The following is a 17772-nucleotide window of genomic DNA, read 5'->3' as shown; positions in this document are numbered from 1 at the left end:
CGGGCCGGGTCACCCGGACGGGCGGCCCGGGCCCGGCGACCGGCGCGACCGGGGTCAGCGTCCGGCGGCGCCCCGGGACCGCAGGTAGTCGGAGACCACGTACTCACCCAGGTCACCGAGGTCGGGGGTGAACAGGCGGCCCCGGGAACGGCGGGCCACCGCGTCCATGAACCGGCGCAGGCCCGGGTCCTCACCGAGCAGGAAGAGGTTGAGGGTGACCCCGGCCCGGGCCAGCCGGTCCACCTCGTGGATGGTCGCCTCGACCGTCTCCGGCAGCGACGGCCAGTGGAAGTACGCCTCACCGTCGTCCGGATCGAGGTGCGCGGTCGGCTCGCCGTCGGTGACCACCAGCACCACCGGCTCCGCCCCCGGATGGCGGCGCAGGTGCCGACCGGCCAGCCGCAGCGCGTGCTGGAGGTTGGTGCCCTGCCGCATGTCCGGCTCGACCGCCACCAGCTGCTGCTGGGTCAACGGCGCCGCCTCCAGGCCGAAGCCGACGATCTGCAAAGCGTCCTGCGGGAACCGGGTCGCCATCAGGTGCGACAGGGCCAGCGCCGTCTGCTTCATCGGCCCCCACCGCCCCTGCGACACCATCGAGTACGACAGGTCCACGCAGAGCGCCACCGCCGCCGACGCCCGCCGTTCGGTCTCCACCACCTCGAAGTCCTCGACGGCGAGTTGCAACGGCACGGTGGGGCCGGCCCGGCGCACCGCCCGGGTGAGCGTGCGCACCACGTCCAACGGCTGCTCGTCGCCGTACTCCCACTGCCGGGAGGCTCCGCTGACCTCGCCGGCCGCCCCGGCCGTACGCAGGTCGTGCTGGCCGCGTGGGCCGGCGGTGAGGTCGGCGAAGACCCGGCGCAGCGCGGTGCCCGCCAGCCGGCGCAGCGCCTTCGGGCTGAGCGTCAGCCCCTCGGCGTCCCGGCCCACCCAGCCCTGCCGGCGCAGCTCCCGCTCCAGCTCCCGCAACCGGCGTACGTCGTCGGCGGCGTCGCGGCCCAGCGTCCGGGCGACCGCGTCGACGTCCACGTCGTCCAGGGTGGCCCCGGGATGTTCCTGGTCGAGGGAGTCGAGCAGGTCGTCCAGCTCGGCGATCTCGTCCAGCGCCCCGGCCGCCTCGCCGTAGCCGAGCGGCCGGTCGCCCCGGACCCGCTCGCCCCGCTGCCAGTCCAGGTCGGGGCGCAACGCGCGCAGTTGGGCGTCGAGCGCGGACAGCTCACCGGCGAGCCGGTCGCCGAGCGACTGCCGCATCAGCCCGGCCAGCTCCTCGCGCTGCCGGTCCGACAGCGACCGCATCAGCCGCTCCCCCGCCGCCGCCCGGCGGGCCAGCACGTCGACCAGTTCGTCGACGTCGCGCGGCTGCTCCGGGAAGAACTCGCCGTGCCGGCGCATGAACTCGGCGAACGCGTCGGTGGTGTCCTCCGCGCGGGCGTGCCGGGCCAGCAGGTCGTTGAGGTCGCGCATCATCTCGGCGAGCTGCGCCTGCACGGCCGGATCCCCGGCCGCCCGCGCGGCGTCGCGCAGCCCGGCGAACCGCTGCTCCAGCACCTCCCCGCGCAGCCCGTCCAGGATCCGCTGGTACGCCTGCCGGGCCTCGTCGCTGGCCCATTGGTACCCGGCCAGCTCCTGCACCGCGCGGGCGGTGGACCGGGGCAGGTTGTCCAGCACCGTCTCGGCGAACCGGGCGTCGTCGTCGGTGCGCCCGCGCAACGCGTCCCTCTCCGCCGCGAGGGCCTGGTCGAGCAGCGCCCGGGACCGGGTCACCGCACCGTCCAGGTCACCCCGGCGCAGCGCCTCCCGGCGCAGCCGACGGGCGCGGGCGGCCAGGTCGTCCAGGCCGCCCCGGCCCTGCGGGCCACGGCGCAGCAGGTCGCGCAGCGCCTCCCGGAGGCTGCCGCCGGCCAGCACCTCCGCGCCCACGGAGTCCACCGCGGCCCGCACGTCGTACGGCGGGGCGAGCGGGTCGGGGCCGCCCTGCCACTGGCCGTACCGGAACCGGTTGCCGGCCATCCTCAGCTCCGACCGCCGTAGACGGTACGACCCGACTCGGTGACGTCCTTGCCGAGCCGGCGGGTCAGGTGCAGCCCTTCCAGCACGAACTCGACACCGGCGGCGGCCTGCTCCGGGGTGGGCGCGTCGCCCAGCCCCAACCGGTCCAGCGCCTTGGCCAGCCCCGGCACCGTGCCGACCTGGCGCAGCAGGTCCGCCGAGGGGACCAGTTCCCCGGTCTCGATCACCGCCCCCTCGGCGACCAGGGCGGTGAAGCCGGAGAGGTCCAGCCCGGCCAGCCGGGACCGGAACGTCTCGGCGGTCGCGGTCCGCAGCAGGTGGCCCAGGATCTCGGTCTCCCGCCCCTCCTCGCCGCTCTCGAACTCGACCTTGCCCCGCAACGTCGAGGTCACCGACACCGCGTCGCCGACCCGGGCCACCGGGGACTCCGGGCGTACCGTGCCGTCGCCGACGGCCGGCGCGGAGCCGGCGGGCGACCCGGCCCGGGAGCCGGCGGGACCGGCGAGCAGGCCGGCCCGGCGCAGCGCGGCGGCGGCGACCGTCTCGGCGGCGGCGATGGCGAACCGGGCGGAGACGCCGGAGCGCGGGTCCACCGACGGCGACTCGCGCACCGCGCGGGCGAACCGGGCCAGCACCTCCAGCACGTGCTCCGGCACCTCGGCGACCAGGTCGGCCTCCTGCCGGATCAGGGCCAGTTCCAGGTCCAGGTCGACCGGATAGTGGGTCCGCACCTCCGCACCGAACCGGTCCTTGAGCGGGGTGATGATCCGACCCCGGTTGGTGTAGTCCTCCGGGTTGGCGCTGGCCACCAGGAACAGGTCCAGCGGCAGCCGGAGCTGGTAGCCACGGACCTGGATGTCCCGCTCCTCCAGCACGTTGAGCAGCGCCACCTGGATCCGTTCGGCCAGGTCGGGCAGCTCGTTGACGGCGAAGATCCCCCGGTTGGTCCGGGGCACCAACCCGAAGTGGATGGTCTCCGGGTCGCCGAGGGTGCGGCCCTGGGCGAGCCGGATCGGGTCGACGTCGCCGATCAGGTCACCCACGCTGGTGTCCGGGGTGGCGAGCTTCTCGCCGTACCGCATCGAGCGGTGCAACCAGCCGATCGGCAGGTCGTCGCCGGCCTCGGCGACCAGCGCGCGGGAGGCCGGGGTGAGCGGGTGCAACGGGTGCTCGTTGAGCACCGAGCCGGGGAGCACCGGGGTCCACTCGTCGAGCAGCGCCACCAGCGAACGGATCAGTCGGGTCTTCCCCTGGCCGCGCTCGCCGAGCAGCACCATGTCGTGGCCGGCGAGCAGCGCCCGCTCGACCTCGGGCAGCACGCTGTCGTCGTAGCCGACGATGCCGGGGAAACGGTCCTCGCCGGAGCGCATCCGGGCCAGGAGGTTGTGGCGGAGTTCCTGCTTGACGGTCTGGTACCGGTGTCCGGCGGCGCGCAGCGCGCCGACGGTGCCCGGCAGGTCGGCGGGCGGGACCGGGAGAGCCTGGTTGGGCGCAGTCACCGTCCCACGCTAGCGCGGTCCCGCGTCCGCCGCCGCCGTCCGGTCGGCGGACGGGGCTAGGGTCGACGGCGTGACCTACCTCGCCGCGGACGACCGCTACGACCAGATGACCTACCGCCGCAGCGGGCGCAGTGGCCTGCTCCTGCCGGTGATCTCCCTCGGGCTGTGGCACAACTTCGGGCCGGACCGCCCGTTCGAGCGGCAGCGGGACATCGTCCGACGTGCGTTCGACCTCGGTGTCACCCACTTCGACCTGGCCAACAACTACGGCCCGCCACCCGGCGCGGCGGAGGAGGCGTTCGGCCGTCTGCTCGCCACCGACCTGAAGCCGTACCGCGACGAGCTGGTGGTGTCCAGCAAGGCGGGCTACCTGATGTGGCCCGGCCCGTACGGTGAGTGGGGCTCCCGCAAGAACCTGATCTCGTCGCTGGACCAGTCGCTGCGACGGATGGGCCTGGACTACGTGGACGTCTTCTACTCGCACCGCTTCGACCCGGACACCCCGCTGGAGGAGACGATGGGCGCGCTGGACGCCATCGTCCGGTCCGGTCGGGCGCTCTACGTCGGCGTCTCCAACTACGACTCGGAGCAGACTCGACGGGCCGCCGCGATCCTGCGTGACCTGGGCACCCCGCTGCTGATCAACCAGCCGTCGTACTCGATGTTCAACCGGTGGACCGAGGACGACGGGCTGCTCGACACGCTGGCCGAGGTCGGCGCGGGCTGCATCGCGTACAGCCCGCTGGCCCAGGGGCTGCTCACCGACCGGTACCTCGGCGGCATCCCCGCCGACTCCCGGGCACGCACCAGCGTCTTCCTCGACGAGACCGACGTCACCGACGAGAAGCTGGCCACCATCCGGGGTCTCGCCGGGCTGGCCGAGCGGCGTGGGCAGACGCTCGCCCAGCTCGCCCTCGCCTGGGCGCTGCGGGATCCGAGGATGACCAGTCTGATCATCGGGGCGAGCAGCGTGGCCCAGTTGGAGGGCAACGTCGCCGCCGCACGTCAGCCCGCCCCCACCCCCGACGAGCTGGCCGAGATCGACCGTCTCCTCGGCTGACTGTCCGGTCGCTCCGGGGCGGACACGGCAGCGGCCCGGCCCGGACACACGGGCGGTCCCGCCCCGAGCCGGACACGGCAGCGGTCCGGGCCGGGCCGGAAACGGCGGCACCCCGCCCCGGGCCTGAGGCGCGGCGGTCCGGGCCGGTCGGGCCTCACCAGATGCGGCGGCGGCCCGCGCGGTGGTTGCGGACGCCGCAGGGGCGGCCGGGCGGGACGGGGGCCGGGCGGCGCAGCCGGGTCGCCACCAGCGCCCCCAGCAGCACGGTCACCACCACCGCCGCGCCCACCACCAGTCGCAGGTTGCCGCCGCCGACCCGGGTCACCGACGCCACCGGCACGCCGGCCTCCCCGGTGCCGGCGTCCCCGTCGACGATCGGAGCGACCCCGGTGGAGGTGGCCGGGGCCGGGTCCACGCCGGTCGACGTGGCGTCGGTAGGCGTGGTGTCGGTCGGGCTGGCCGCCAGCACCCCGGCCGCTGGCCGGAACAGCACGTCCGAGCAGGAGTAGTAGGTGTCCGGGGTGTCGGAGTTCTGCCACACCGTGTAGATCAGGTGCCGGCCGGTCAGCCCCGCGGGCAGCCGCCCCGGGATCTGGTACGACCCGTCCCGCAGTGGCGGGTCGGTCACCGACAGGAACGGGATGGTGTCGAGGTCGGCCCAGCGGAGCCGGGTCTGCGGGTCGTACCCCGGACGGGTGGTGTAGAGCCGGAAGGTGCCCTTGTGTGGGATGGTGCCCCGGTAGCGGAAGACGTACTTCGCGCCGGCGGTCAGCTCGGTCGCCGGCCAGTCCGCCCGGGCCAGGTCCAACCCCCGGTAGGCGGAGAGCCCACCGCTGCACAGCTCGCCGTCCGGGATGCGCTCCCGGTCCCGGCCCGCGACACCGTACACCCGGATGTTGTCCCACTCCCGCAGCGCCGCACCCGCCGACACCGCCGCCCGGCAGGCCGGCGTCGAGACGTGCGGCCCCTGCGGGCCGCAGGCCGCCGAACGGCTCAGGGGGCTGGTGGGTGCGCCGTGCGCGGCGGCGGGAGCCGCGTCGAGCAGCACGGTCACCGCCACGACCGCGAGGGCGGCGAGCGTTCGGCGTACGGTCATCTGGTCGACCTCCCGCCACTGGTACGGATGCGGGCGGGCAAAGGTTCGACGGTCCGGCCCGGCGTGCCGGGAGCGGGGGGCGGCAGCCCGGACCCGGTTGGCTTTACAGTGACCGCACTTCCCGCATCAAGGAGCAGGTGTGTCCGAGCCGGAACCGACGTCAGACTCCCCCGGCGGCAGCCCGACGCCGCCCGGATCGCCGTATCTGTTGGCGCTGCCCGCGCTGGAGGGGATGCCACCGGCGATCAGGTGGCCCGGTCAGGAGGGTGCGCCCGGGTGGGCCATCCCGGTCCAGGTACCGGACGGCACCCTCGGCTACGCCCTCTTCCTGCCCCTGGTGCCGGCGACCACCGGCACCCCGGCGGGCGACGGTGACGGCCCGGAACCCACCGCCGTGCCCGCGCAGCCCGCCGCCACCACGCAGCCCGGCCTCGGCCCCGCCACTGCTGGCGCGGCTTCGGCCCCGGCCGTGCCGACCGCCCGCAGCGCCACAGGCACGGGTGCCGTGTCCGGTGACCAGCAGCCCGGCGGAGTCGCCACGCCGGGCGGGCCGGTGCCCGCCGACCCACCGGCGACGACGGCCGGTCCGACGGTGGCCGCCTCCGGCCCCGGCCGGGCGGCGACCGTTCCGGCACCGCGTACCGAGGCCGCCGCAGCGGCCGGTGGACAGCCGGTCCCGCACCGGGGTGGGTCACCGACGCCCTGGATCCCGCAGCCGCCACCGCCGTCGTTCCTCAGCATCCGGTGGCCCGGTCCCCGGCCGGGCAGTGGATGGGCGGTGCCGGCGGCGGTGCTCGCCGGCGCGCTGGGGGTGGCGTTCTTCGTCCCGTTGACCCGCACCGGCATCGGCTGGTTCCTCGGCTGGCTGATCCTCACCGCCGGGGTGGTCGCCGCCGTCCGGAAGAGCACCGGGGCGCTGACCCGCACCGACCGCCTGATCCGGGGCGGCTGGGCGGTGGCCGCGCTGGCGCTGCTGGCCGTGCTGGCCTTCCGCAACGCCTGGTGGCTGGTGACCTTCTGCGTGTTCGGGGCGCTGGGCTGCGCGACACTGGCCATCGTGGGCGGCCGGCAGGTCCGTTCGATCCTGTTCAGCCTGGTCGCGGCCCCGTTCGCGGCGCTACGCGGGCTGCCCTGGGTACGCCGGCACGTCACCGCGACCGGCACCGGCCAGGTGCTGCGTCGGGTCGTCGGCTCGGTGGTCGCCACGGTGCTGGTGCTGCTCGTCTTCGGGCTGCTCCTCTCCTCTGCCGATGCCGCCTTCGACCAGGTCCTCGGTGCGGTCCTGCCCGAGATCAACGCCGGTACGGTGGTCCGCTGGATCTTCCTGGCGGTCGTGGGCGGGCTGATCGCGGTCGCCGCCACCTACACCCTGGCCGCCCCGCCGGACCTGTCGACCGTCGACCGGGAGGGCCGTCGCCGGTGGGGGACGCTGGAGTGGTTCCCGGCCATCGCGGCCCTGACCCTGCTCTTCGTCGGCTTCGTCGCGGTGCAGTTCACCGTGCTCTTCGGCGGTCAGCGGCACGTCCTGCGCACCGCCGGCCTGAGCTACGCCGAGTACGCCCGCAGCGGGTTCTGGCAACTGACCGTGGTGACCCTGCTGACCGTGGCGGTGCTGGGTGGGGTGAGCCGGTGGGCCCGGCGGGAGACCCGGGTCGAACGGATCCTGCTGCGGGTCCTGCTCGGGCTGCTCAGCGTGCTCAGCGTGGTGATCGTGGTGTCGGCGCTGTCCCGGATGTACACGTACCAGAAGGTCTACAGCTTCACCGGGGAGCGGATCTTCGTGATGGCCTTCGAGCTGCTGCTCGGCGCGGTCTTCCTGATGATCCTGGCGGCGGGCGTGCGGTGGCGGGGGCGCTGGATCCCCGGCGCGACCGTCGGACTGGCCGTGGTGATGCTGCTCAGCCTGGCCGTGCTCAACCCGGAGGACTACGCGGCCCGCCGCAACGTCGCCCGGTACGAGCAGACCGGCAAGATCGACGCCTGGTACCTGCGGGCGCTCTCCGCCGACGCCACCCCGGCGCTGGCCAACCTGCCGGACCGGGTCCGCCGCTGCACGTTGAGCTGGATCGACGACGACCTCGCCGAGCCGGATCCGTGGTACGCCTGGAACCTGGGCCGTACCCGGGCCCGCGCCGAGCTGGACCGGCTGGGTCCACGCGCCATCGGCGGGCAGAAGGACTGCAAGGCCGCCGACCAGTTCGACCTGCCGAAGACCAACCGCACCCCGCGCTGACCACCCCCGCCCGCTACCCGGCCCGGTGACGACACCGGCCGGGCAGCTGCGTCGGGTGGACCGGGCAGCGGCACGGCGGGCCGCCACCGAGCCCGCCCGACGTGCGGCCCGGACATCCGATACCGCGACCTAATCGACCAGCCCGGGGATGGCGCTCGCGAGGTTGGCGAGCCTTTCGTCGGCACGGTCGCGTCGGTGTCTGACCCATTCCTTGCCTTCGGCGGCGACGCCTTCGAGGACGTGCAGGGTGTGACTGAGCCCGGCAGCGTCCAGCGACAACTCGGCAATCTTGGTCGGGCTCTCGTCCTGCTGGAGCGTCCCGTTGTCGGGATCGCTCACGCGGATTGAGATGGGTTCTCCGTTGAACAGAGTCAGCTCAAAGGTCTGCTGTCGGGTGGCGATGCCGTCGATCCGTACGGCGGCGACGGCATCGAAACGGTAGTTGAGCCGTTGGGTGGTCCGGCTCGCGGAGGCTTCGAAGTCGAGATCGATGTTGACCTGCCGAACGCCGTCGTCGGTGAGGAGAAACAGCAGCAGGCGGTACCGCGAGTACCGCCACGGTCCTTGCGGGTAGCGCGCCTTCTTGCATGAGGGTGCCGGCGCCTCGATGAAGGCGTGGGCGATCACCTGGCTGGGACGGAGTCGGTACTGCCGCATGGCCTGGTCGACCAGGACTTTGCGGTCGCTTTCCAACCAGGTGGCCATCTCCGTGTCTGACGGCTTGTCGGCCAGCTTGCGGCACCACCGGTGGTACGCCGCCCAGCGGTCCGTCTCCTTGTCGTTGCGTTCCGCCTGGTCGTCGGCGACCCTGCGTCGTTCGCCGGCAATCCGGAACGACGAGCGCACCGCCGGCACCGCGGACGCCACCGCGAGCAGGAACCAGCATGTGCCGGACAGGGGGGCGCTGGTCACGACGGCAGGAACGGCCCAGAGACTCCCTGCGGCAAGGAGGGCCAGTCCCCCAAACTGGAGGGCTGTGGTCCTGGCAGGATCACGGAGCTGCTGGCGGTATGCCGTCAGCGTGTCTCGTTTCCATTGCCCCTGGACATCTGCCACCAGGTGCCGGACGAGCCAGGCGACCCGTTCGGCCTCGATGCGCTGTTCCCGGTAGAGCTCGACCACCTCGTCGCGGAGGTGCCGCCGGATCCCCGCCGTCTGGTCGCGCCAGTAGTTCCGGTCGGTTCCTTCGGGCACGTACAGGCGGAAGTAGCGGTCGAAGAGTCGGTCCACCTTGCGGGCGAATCCTCCCGGCGGCGCATCTCGTCGGCGCTGCCGGGGTGGACGGATCTGGGCCTCCTTGATGCGCAGCCGTTTCCTCCGGTAGTGCCGGTCCGCTCCGCCGACGCAGAACGCGACCAGTCCGACCAGGGCCGTGAGCAGACCAAGAAACGAATCGAGCGGGCCGCGGGCCGTCACCAGCACGATCATCTGCGCCATGGCGAGCGTGAACACGGCCGCGCCAGCTCCGGCGCGCAGCCAGTCGCGCAACGTAACAGCAGCAGGCTGCACCGGCAGGGTTCGGGGTTGCGCGGGTTTGGGGTGGAAGAACTTCCAGATTCGGTTGAATCGGTCGTCCGCTGTGCGCTGCGAGTCCGCCAGGGCGACGGACTTCCGCCATATCTCCTCCTGCATCGCGCCTTCGAGTAGCGCCTCGAGGTGGCCGTAGATCCCGTCGCGTTGACGCCGGTTCAGCGCGTCGATCTCCTTGACCACGAGATCCGTCTCGGCGGTGCCCACGGGAGCCAGCAGGCGGGTGATCACCCTCAATCCCGAAGTCCACTCGTCACGGTCGTCGAGACGGGGCAGGCCGGCGCAGATGGCGTTGAGGCGATCCAGTTCCTCGGGGGCGAGTTGACGCAGGGTGCGTCCGCTCAACAGGGCGATCAACCGGTAGAACTGGACCTCCGTGGTCACGTACCCGGCGGCGACGGCCTTCTCGATGAGCTCGCGCGCCTGATCGCGAACTCGTGCGTCGAGATACTTCAGCGCGAAGGCGAACTGCTCCTCCGGGCTCGGGTTCGGCGGCAGTCGGTAGAAGTTGATGTCACCGTGGACCACGCCCGCCTGAACGTCGACGTGGGCGTCTCCCTGGGCGACGTTGGTCGCGGTTGGGGTTGTCATCACAGGTCCCGCACCACGGCAATGATCACCGCGAGCCGCGCGGCCAGCTCGGACACGTCGGCCACCAGGCCCCGCAACCGCTTGAGCGCGACCATCAGGCCGCTCTTCTTCTCGGCCGCGCCCGCCGAGACGCATGCCGTTGCCGCTTCCAGTTCCGCCTCCGCGGCGGCATAGGTTTCTTCGTCCAGTTGTCCGTCGAGGCGGGCCTGCTTGAGGTGGTTTCGCAGGTCCGCGATGTTCGCTGCCAGGTCGATCGGCTGACCGCCGCCAGCGCCGACGGTGACGTTGCCGTAGATCTGCCCGGCCTGCACCCCGACGTGGGCGGACCCGGTGGCGCTGTTGCGGTTGGTCATTCGCATCGTGGGGCTCCCGTTCCGGTCCGCGCCGCCTCGGCCGGGCGGCCCATCGATGATCAGTTCTCGCGCCAGCGCGGTGGCGAACGCGGCAGCGTGACGTGCGGCCTTCGGTTGCCAGTCCTGTCCGTCCGTGGCCGCCTTGCTGCCGTCGGCGTGGTCGCTGATGCCGCGCACGACCACCACGGGCAGGGCACGGTTGAGATGGCCCGCCTGGGCTACACCGGCCGCTTCCATCTCGATCGCTACCGCGTCGTTGTAGTGCTGGCGGATCCAGCGGGCCTGTTCCGAGATTCCCGAGTCCTGCACCACCTCCCCCGCGGCAATCGGGCCGAAGTGGACTCTGGGCGCCGCGTCTCCGGGAAGACCACCACGCCACGTGGCGGACCGGTCGACGTGGTGGGCGATCTGGTCGGCCTCGTGAGGGATCTCCCAAGCCTTCGGTCGGGCCTTCAAACCGTCGTCCTCGCTGGTGCCGCCGTGGTAGGCGTAGATCTTGCTGGCGACCACGACGTCGCCGAGTCGGATGTTGGGCCAAAGACCACCGGCGACTCCCACGAACAGCACAGCGGCCGGTGCGAACTCGGCCATCGCCCGCTCGGCGAGCACCGCGGCCGGATGATTGCCCTTACCGACCAGCCCCAGGGCGACCCGGCAGTCGCTGTGGCCGATCCGGCCGACCTCGAAGCGGGTGCCGGCGGGGTGCCGCCGTACCCGCAGGTCGGTCAGGTGGCCGCGGACCGCTGCGTATTCGAGGTCCAGAGCCGTGAGGATCACGACGAGACCGCTGTTCGTGCTCACGCTGTCTCCCTGTCTGCCTGGCTGAGGGGTCGGATCATCGGAGGGTGAAGAGTCGTGCGGTGCCCGGGACGAAACAGCCGAGCGGGACGCCCACCATCGGTCTTGCGACTCGACCCGGCGGGGACGATGAAGCCGGCCACGCTCTGCACTTTCCGGTAGAAGTTCCGTGCATCGAGGGGCACGCCCCAGACCGCCTCGTAGACGTCCTGAAGTTCCGAGATCGTGAAGGTCGGACCGCAAAAGGCGGTGGCGAGCGCCGAGCGCTCCAATTTCTCCCGCGCCCGGTCGACCCCGTCGGTCAGGATCTGCTCATGATCGAAGGCGAGCTGCGCGTCACCGGACAACGCCTGCTCCACCGACGTCCAGCATGCCCGCGATGCGTCGGTACCGGCGACCGGCTCGGGTAGTCGAGGGGCGATGGCCAGGTAAGCCGCGGAGACCACCCGTCCTCGGGGGTCACGATCCGGCGCACCGTAGATGCCGAGTTGTTCGAGGTGCAACTGATCCGGTCCCAAGCCCGCCTCCTCGGCCAGCTCTCGATGGGCAGCCGTCACGAGGTCTTCCTTCTCGTGGCCGAGGAAGCCGCCAGGCAGGGCCAAGGCACCCTGGTAGGGCTCAACCCCGCGCTCGATCAAGAGCACCTGAAGGCAGGAGTCCCGCAGGGTGAGGATGACGAGGTCAACCGCAAGGAGCACGGTCGGCGGAACCCAGTAATCGTCAGGCATGGATCGACCATAGACTTATTGTCATCCTGACAGGAAGTCCACCGAGTGTCGGATTTCAGCGCCCGGACGCAGCGTTGGCTTCCACCGACACGTGACTTCGAAGAGCCAGTCGTTGCGCGGTCTGGACACCCTGCGCGGGCTCCGGCGGGTTCACCCGGCCACGCTGGGCGTCGCCCCGTTCCGCCGCCGTCGGCGCACGACACGAAGCCGGCGTGGCCGACCGGGCAGGACATCCGTCCCCAGGAGGACCGGACCTCGCGGACGGGCACCGTACGACCAAGCGGTCCGGATGCTCGATGTCCTCGTCACGGCGGTGCCGACGGGGTGGTGGTCTTCGTCGCGCGGTCCCGGCAGCTCGGGGTCGACCACCGTCGTCGGGTGTGGACGCGGCGCTGCGGACCGGCCGGCGGCCGTTCACGGTTCCAGCACCCGTCCGATTACCCGCCGGGTTACCGTCCAGGGCGCATTTCCCCTGGTAGGACAGTATTCGATCAGCCCGAAAACGGCTGTCAACGGAAACCTCGGAGAAACCGGGGCTGGTTAGCGTTCGCGACCGTTGAACGCTCAACTCGCTCCGAGGAGACTCCTTTGACGGTACGAACATCGAGGAGCACGCGTGTGCTCCTCCCGGTGATCGTCGCGGTGACGGCCATGGTGGCCCTGGCGGGGCCGGCCACCGCGGCCCCGCCCACCGCGGTCGCGCCGCCCCCGGCGACCGCGACCGACCTGCCCGACCCGACAGCCCGCGGACCCTTCGGCCACCGGGCCGTCCAGGAGGCCAAGTTCGGCCTCGCCGCCATCCAGGAGCCCAACTCCTCCGGCGCCGACCCGACGGCCGGGACCGCGCAGGCCCCGGAGCAGATCGAGATCCGGGGCCAGCTCCACACCCCGGACTTCACCCGGCGCAGCACGCCGTCGCCGGTGCTCGTGCTGGTGCACGGCAACCACGGCTCGTGCGACTCCGGTCAGGACACCGCACAGCTCACCTGCGCCCAGTTCAAGCACAACGAGAACGGCTACGCCTACCTCGCGGAGAACCTCGCCACCTGGGGTTACACCACCTTCTCGGTGTCCCAGGACCAGCTGATGATGCGGCAGGACGGCAACAAGGGCAAAGGCATGCACAGCCGGCGGATGCTGATCGCCGCCACCCTCGACGCGCTCAGCGCGGCGAACCGCCCCGGCGGGCTGCCGGTCGACCCGCACACCACCGTCGGCACCACCCTCGCCGGCCGTCTCGACCTCACCCGCATCGGCCTGATGGGCCACTCGCGCGGCGGTGACGCGGTGTCCAGCTTCATCGACTACAACCGCATCCGTACCGACGGCCCGCGGTACCCGTTGCGCGGGGTGATCTCGCTCGCCCCGGTGGACTACGAGCGCAAGGCCCCGTACGGGATGCCGTATCTGTCCATCCTGCCGATGTGCGACGGCGACGTCTCCAACCTCCAGGGCGCGCGGCTCTTCGAGCGCAGCCAGTACGTCAACCCGGGCGACCCGTTCCCCCGCATCCAGGTCGAGCACCTCGGCGCGATCCACAACTGGTACAACACCGTCTGGTACGCCGACGGCGGCGCGGACGGCCAGGGCAACAACGACGCGGCGTGCGGCAACTCCGCGCCGTTCGCGACCAACAACATCCACCCGCACAACCTGCGGCTCAGCGGCGCGGCCAGCTCCACCGACCCGGCCCGCAACTACGCCATCGACAACTCCGACCCGCTGAACCCGGCCGTGAACACCAAGTTCTCCGGCGACCCGGCCCGGATGGGCGACCAGGAGAAGCTGGGGCTGGCGACGATGGCCGCCTTCTTCCGCCGCTACGTCGGCGGCGAGGGCGCGTTCCAGCCCTACCTGACCGGCGAGCTGGCGAACACCCCCGGCGGGTTGCAGGTCCCCGCGTCGGCCTGCCCGACCAGCCCGTCCGGCACCGCGATCGGGTGCGACGAGCGGGTCAACACCAGCTACTTCGCCGCCCCGCAGGAGCGGGTGGACGTGATCCGGCCCGAGATGAACAACCCGCTCACCCGTAACGCCCTCGGCGGCACGCTGACCGGCAGCGGCTTCGCCGACCCGTACGCGCAGGCGGCCGGGGTCACCCCGAAACCGGCGAGCACCCCCGGCGGGTACGACTGGTGCAACCCCGAGCCGCAGGACTTCGCCCCGGCACAGCTCGGGAAGACCGGGCTGCCGACCGCCGCCAAGCCCTGCCCGCTGCCGGCGGCCGGCGCGCTCGGCGGGCAGAACGGCACCCGGGAGAACAGCCCGGTCAACCACTCCTACGGTCGCCAGCTCACCCTCGCCTGGGAGCCGGGCTCGGCCGCGTCGCTGACCGCCGCGATCCCGGCCGCGTCCGGTGACGTACGGCACCTGAAGGCGTTGGCGCTCAGCGCCGCCGTGAACTTCTTCGACACCCGCAACCCGGGTGCCGACAACCGGGGCGACAACACCCGGGACACCACCGTCGAGGGCACCCCGACCAACCCGGTGTGGCCCAACGAGAAGCCCACGTCGTACGACCCGGCCTCGACGACCCAGCGGTTCGTCATCGCGCTGCGGGACGCCACCGGCCGTGAGGGGACCGTCGACGCCGGGGATCCCCGCTGGGGCAACGCCCTGCACATGTCGACCGGCACGAACACCCCGAACACCCACATCGTCCTCGACCAGATCCGGGTTCCGCTGGCCGAGTTCGCGGCGCAGGGCGTCGACATCGGCGCGCTGGCGAAGCTGGAACTCCGGTTCGGGGTGGGCGACCTGCCGAAGTCCGGTTCGATCGAGCTGGCCGACGTACGCTTCCAGGAATCCGACGCGGGGGCGTCCCTGTTGTCCGACGGCGACCGGGCCGACGGCGCGGGTCACGGCCCGTCCGCCCTCGGCGGCCCCGACCCGGCGACCTACCTCGCCTCGTACGACAACTCCCCGGGCAATGTCGCGCTGGTCGACCCGGTGGCGAACCCGCAGGGCAACACCACCTGGACGGTCGACGACGACCGGAAGCAGTGCCCGACGGCCGACTTCACCTCGATCCAGCGTGCCGTCGACTTCGCCTCGCCGTGGGACACCATCGTGGTGTGCGCGGGTGTCTACCAGGAGTCGTCGACGCCGGTGAACCATGCGTCCAACCCGGTGCAGACCGGGGCGCGCAACGGCCTGACCGTCACCAAGCCCCTGAAGATCAAGGGGGCCGGTGCGGACAAGGTGACCATCATGCCGGACCCGTCGCTGGGCGACCTGGCCGGCGACCAGCCGTACCTACGCGACGGCGGCGGCAACGTGATCACCGTGTCCCGGCAGTCGCTCGGCTCGACCGACACCAACGAGATGTTCCTCGACCTCTCCGGCGTGACGGTCACCTCCGGTGACGTCTGGGCCGAGGCGGGCATCGCGTTCTTCGGCGCGGCCGGCCGGGTGGCGGACAGCGTCGTCGGCCCGCTGCGGACGGCGACCACCGACGGGGAACTCGCCGCCCACCCGCACGGCTGGGGCATCGTCAAGACCGGCATCATCCGGGGGGCGGGCACCGGCACCGTCGAGAGCGAGGTGACCGTGACCGGCAGCGTGGTCCGGGGCTACCAGTCCGGCGGCATCCTCTTCGACGGCGCGCGGGGCCGCGACGGCACCCCGGACACCACCGTCCGCTCCGGCGTCCGCCAACGCGGGTACGTGACCGACACCGTGGTCACCGGCGAGCCGAACAGCCGGTTCCCGCAGACCGGCATCGCCTACACCAGCGGGACGACCGGTTTCGTGAACACCAGCCGGGTCACCGGGAACTACTACCGGCCCGCCCCGTCCCGGTCGTACGGCATCCTGCTGACCGACGCCGGCACCGAGACGGCCGGCGCGCTCACCGGCACCCGCAACGTGCTCACCGGCAACGGGTTCGCCGTCTACAACGCCAACGCCGACAACAGCGCGGTACGCGAGGGTGCACCGTTCGCGTTGACCGGCAGTTACCTGGGCACCGGGCAACCGGTGCCGGGCGGCCCGGCGGTCCCGGACACCGGCGTCGAGGCCATCTCCGGCGTCGACGGCGCCGGCAACGCCACGGTCAACGTCACCAAGCGCCGCCCGACCCCGCCACCGGCGGTGCCGACCACAGTGGGTCGGGTCGCCGACGCCGCCCCCTCGGCCGAGCTGGGCGACCCGGGACGTGGCGCGGTGTTCCGGGTCGGGTCGACGGTGCACCCGCTGGTCCGGGGCACCGACGACTTCGCCATCGCCTCGGCGAGCCTGTTCGTCAACGGCACCCTGGTCGGCACCAGCACCACCGCCCCCTACCTGTTCGACTGGACGCCGACGGCGAAGGACGCCGGTAGGCAGGTCAGGTTCCAGGCGATGGTGGTCGACTCGTCCGGGCAGTCGACGCTGTCCAAGCCGGTCGTCGGCACGGTCGACCCGGCGACCCCGGCTCCGACCGTACGGATCGACTCGGTCGAGACCAGCCCCACCTCGGGTACGGCCACGCTCACCGCGACGGTGAACACCGCCGGCACCCTCACCCTCACCGGGGAGAAGGTGGTGGGGGTCACCCGGCAGGTGGCGAAGGCGAACACCGTCACGGTGACCGTGACGGTCGCCCCCGCGTACCGGCAGACCCTGGTCAGGACGGGTCGACTGGACGTGACGTTCACCGTCGGGTTCGCCAACACGGCCGGGCAGAGCCCGGGCGAGACGGTGCAGGTGACCCTGATCAGGTCGTGACGGCCCGACGCTGAGGGGAGGGGTCCGCCGGGATCCCTCCCCTCAGTACGTGCACCACCGAACCGGGTCTGTCGGCTAGCCGATCGAACCGACGATCTGGCATCCCCTTTGTGGATCATACGTACGTCCCGCGAGCGACGCCCTGCGATGCCGGGCCGCTCGACGCGGTACGCAACCGGCGCTGGGTCGTCGCCGTCATGCGGCGCAGCGGGGCGACCAGCACCGCCCCGTCCGTCTGCACCGGTCCGGCCTCGCGCCTGGTCAGCGGTCGGCTGATCCGCACGGCCAGGAACGGAGTAACGATGGACGCGGACGAGCACAGCGACGCCCCTTCCAACGCGATAGCCCGCCACTTCCAGAACCTGACCGTGAAGGTCATCGAGGATGGCGTCGGCCCGATCACCGGGTCCATCCCCTACGCGGAGGCCCGCCTCAGCAAGGCCATGTCGGCCGCAGGGGCTCCGATCATCGACTCCGACGGCGTGCCCCTGCGTGACCACGCGAGCAAGGAAGCGATCGAGCGGGTGATCGATCGACTGGTCAAGGAGTCGGTGGCTGCGGCGTCCACCAACGGGTTCGTCACCGGTCTGGGCGGTTTCGTGGCCATGCCCGTCACCCTTCCCGCGAACATCGCCGGGTCACTGGTGATCAACGCACGACTCGTCGGGTCGATCGCGTACCTGCGGGGCTACGACATCTCGGACCCGCACTTCCAGACCTTCATCGTTCTCACCACGGCAGGCGGAACGCTGGCGGGCTCGCTCCAGGCCGCGGGAGTCAAGGTCGGGGCGAAGTTGACCGCCCACATGATCAAGGCGATCCCGATCGCCGTCATTCGGAAGATCAACGCGCAGGTCGGCTTCATGCTTCTCGCCAAGTACGGGACACAGCGTTCGGCCATCACCCTGGCCAAGGGCATCCCGATCGCGGGGGGCCTCGTCGGTGCCGGGATGGATGCCGCCCTCACCGCTCTGGTGGGCCGCGCGGCCAAGGCCAACTTCCCGGCATCCATCTGAGCCACCGGGGGTAGAGCGCGCCGACCCTTGACGCCCAGAACGTCGATCCGCCGGAGCCGTCGCGTCGCCCTGACGATGCTCGGAAACCGGCCGCCGGCCTCGACGACCTCACCCGACAACTGACCAACCCATACCCCGTGCCTGACGAGAG

The 17772-nt window shown here is 72.1% G+C and carries 11 protein-coding genes; 4 read left to right on the top strand and 7 right to left on the bottom strand.

What is annotated here, in order from left to right; translation table 11 throughout:
• Positions 1–54 precede the first annotated feature (54 nt).
• Positions 55–2010: a VWA domain-containing protein gene (locus O7612_RS06495; RefSeq protein WP_282271335.1), complete on the bottom strand. Its 1956-nt coding sequence runs from the start codon at positions 2008–2010 to the stop codon at positions 55–57.
• Between the two features lie 2 nt (positions 2011–2012).
• A complete protein-coding gene (locus O7612_RS06490) occupies positions 2013–3509 on the bottom strand; it encodes a magnesium chelatase (protein ID WP_282271333.1) in 1497 nt (498 codons plus the stop codon).
• Between the two features lie 70 nt (positions 3510–3579).
• Between O7612_RS06490 and O7612_RS06485 the strand changes: the two genes are divergently transcribed.
• A complete protein-coding gene (locus tag O7612_RS06485) occupies positions 3580–4569 on the top strand; it encodes an aldo/keto reductase (RefSeq protein ID WP_282271331.1) in 990 nt (329 codons plus the stop codon).
• 154 nt (positions 4570–4723) lie between these two features.
• Here O7612_RS06485 and O7612_RS06480 read toward each other — a convergent pair whose 3' ends face one another.
• Positions 4724–5665 (bottom strand): lytic polysaccharide monooxygenase, encoded by a 942-nt coding sequence (locus tag O7612_RS06480; protein ID WP_282271329.1) that lies wholly within the window; start codon positions 5663–5665, stop codon positions 4724–4726.
• Positions 5666–5804: 139 nt separating this feature from the next.
• Here O7612_RS06480 and O7612_RS06475 point away from each other — a divergent pair, with 139 nt between their 5' ends.
• Complete coding sequence (locus O7612_RS06475; protein ID WP_282271327.1) at positions 5805–7898, top strand: DUF4153 domain-containing protein; 2094 nt, start codon at positions 5805–5807, stop codon at positions 7896–7898.
• Between the two features lie 129 nt (positions 7899–8027).
• Here O7612_RS06475 and O7612_RS06470 read toward each other — a convergent pair whose 3' ends face one another.
• The 3 genes from O7612_RS06470 to O7612_RS06460 are packed head-to-tail and all read right to left on the bottom strand — an operon-like array spanning position 8028 to position 11898.
• A complete protein-coding gene (locus O7612_RS06470; protein ID WP_282271325.1) occupies positions 8028–10019 on the bottom strand; it encodes a hypothetical protein in 1992 nt (663 codons plus the stop codon).
• Positions 10019–11173: a 5'-methylthioadenosine/S-adenosylhomocysteine nucleosidase gene (locus O7612_RS06465; protein ID WP_282271323.1), complete on the bottom strand. Its 1155-nt coding sequence runs from the start codon at positions 11171–11173 to the stop codon at positions 10019–10021. The genes O7612_RS06470 and O7612_RS06465 overlap by 1 nt, the downstream gene beginning before the upstream one ends.
• Positions 11170–11898, bottom strand: a complete 729-nt coding sequence (locus O7612_RS06460; protein ID WP_282271321.1) for an NUDIX domain-containing protein — start codon at positions 11896–11898, stop codon at positions 11170–11172. Before O7612_RS06460 ends, O7612_RS06465 begins: the two co-directional genes overlap by 4 nt.
• 618 nt (positions 11899–12516) lie before the next feature.
• On the opposite strand from O7612_RS06460, the gene O7612_RS06455 reads away from it, so the two are divergent.
• Positions 12517–16605 carry an Ig-like domain-containing protein gene (locus O7612_RS06455; protein ID WP_282271319.1) on the top strand — a complete coding sequence of 1363 codons (4089 nt, stop codon included), beginning with the start codon at positions 12517–12519 and terminating at the stop codon, positions 16603–16605.
• A gap of 115 nt (positions 16606–16720) precedes the next feature.
• On the opposite strand, the gene O7612_RS06450 is transcribed toward O7612_RS06455, so the two are convergent.
• On the bottom strand, positions 16721–16888 hold the full coding sequence (locus tag O7612_RS06450; RefSeq protein ID WP_282271318.1) for a hypothetical protein: 168 nt from the start codon (positions 16886–16888) through the stop codon (positions 16721–16723).
• A gap of 19 nt (positions 16889–16907) precedes the next feature.
• On the opposite strand from O7612_RS06450, the gene O7612_RS06445 reads away from it, so the two are divergent.
• Complete coding sequence (locus O7612_RS06445; protein WP_282271316.1) at positions 16908–17621, top strand: EcsC family protein; 714 nt, start codon at positions 16908–16910, stop codon at positions 17619–17621.
• Positions 17622–17772: the final 151 nt, after the last annotated feature.

The organism is Micromonospora sp. WMMD987 (assembly GCF_029581435.1).
In the GTDB taxonomy this organism is placed as follows: domain Bacteria; phylum Actinomycetota; class Actinomycetes; order Mycobacteriales; family Micromonosporaceae; genus Micromonospora; species Micromonospora rifamycinica.
The sequence above is the reverse complement of the archived record's forward strand: the minus strand, read 5'-3'. Positions and strand labels throughout refer to the sequence as shown.